Source organism: Streptomyces sp. NPDC029138 (assembly GCF_055564375.1).
The window spans coordinates 1-1,043 of record NZ_JBVHWM010000155.1 but is presented as its reverse complement, the minus strand read 5'-3'; the positions used below and the strand labels follow the sequence as shown (position 1 = coordinate 1,043).

Below are 1,043 nucleotides of genomic sequence, written 5' to 3'. Positions count from 1 at the left end.
TGGCTGGTGGGTGGCTGCCGATGCCGGTGTGGGGTCGGTGGTAGTTGTACCAGTCCAGCCAGTCGGGGAATGCTGCCTGTCGTTCGGTGTCTGAGGTGTAGGGCCGGTGGTAGGCCCATTCGTCGAGCAGGGTGCGGTGGAAGCGTTCGACCTTGCCGTTGGTCTGGGGCCGCCAGGGCCTGGTCCAGTGGGGGCTGATGCCCAGGTCGTGGCAGGTGTCGCGCCAGGTGTTCTTGGTGTAGGCCCAGGCGTTGTCGGTCAGGACCCGTTCGACGGTGATGCCGTGTGCGGCGAACCAGGCGGTTGCCCGTCGCAGGAAGCCGGCGCAGGTGGCGGCCCTCTCGTCGGGGAGGTCCTCGGTGTAGGCAAGGCGGGTGTGGTCGTCCAGGGCGGTGTGCAGGTAGGCGTAGCCGGCGCCGCCTGTGCGCTTCTTGTGGGGGCTGCCGGCTGCCCGGCCGAGGACCTTGTGGCCGCCGCCGGCGGGGATGCGGCCCAGTTTTTTGACGTCGATGTGGATGAGTTCGCCGGGCCGGGAGCGTTCGTAGCGGCGCACGGGCTCGCCGGTGGCCCGGTCGCAGGCTGCCAGAGCGGGCTGACTGTGCCGGACGAGGATGCGGTGGGCGGTGGAAGCAGCGACGCCGGTCCGGGCTGCCAGCCGCACCGGCCCGATCCGGTGCTCGCGCCGCAGCCGCAGGACTTGCTGTTCGACCGCGGCGGGAGTCCGCAGGGGGCTGTGGTGCGGGCGGCTGGAGCGGTCGTGCATGCCGGCCTGGCCCAGCTGCCGGTAGCGGCTCGCCCAGCGGGCGGCGGTGGTGTGGCTGACCTGGAAGCGTTCCGCGGCCCGCCGCAGCGGCCAGCCCTCGTCCACGACACACCGGGCCAGACGCAGCCTGCCGGTCGGGGTCAGAGGGGCATTACGGTGGGACACGAGGGCCTCCTGGGCGTCGGTGCAGACTTCGCAATCCACACCGAACCCGGAAGGCCCTCACCCGTTCAAGCACCCAGCGCGTGTGTCACCAACGTCCCGAGACAGCACACCTAGG

Annotated in this window: 1 protein-coding gene; it reads right to left on the bottom strand. The window is 71.2% G+C overall.

Going from position 1 to position 1,043, the window contains the following annotated elements:
- The coding region (locus ACZ4WH_RS44035) for an IS481 family transposase (RefSeq protein WP_468192005.1) at window positions 1-928 on the bottom strand (928 nt) is incomplete at its 3' end.
- Window positions 929-1,043: the final 115 nt, after the last annotated feature.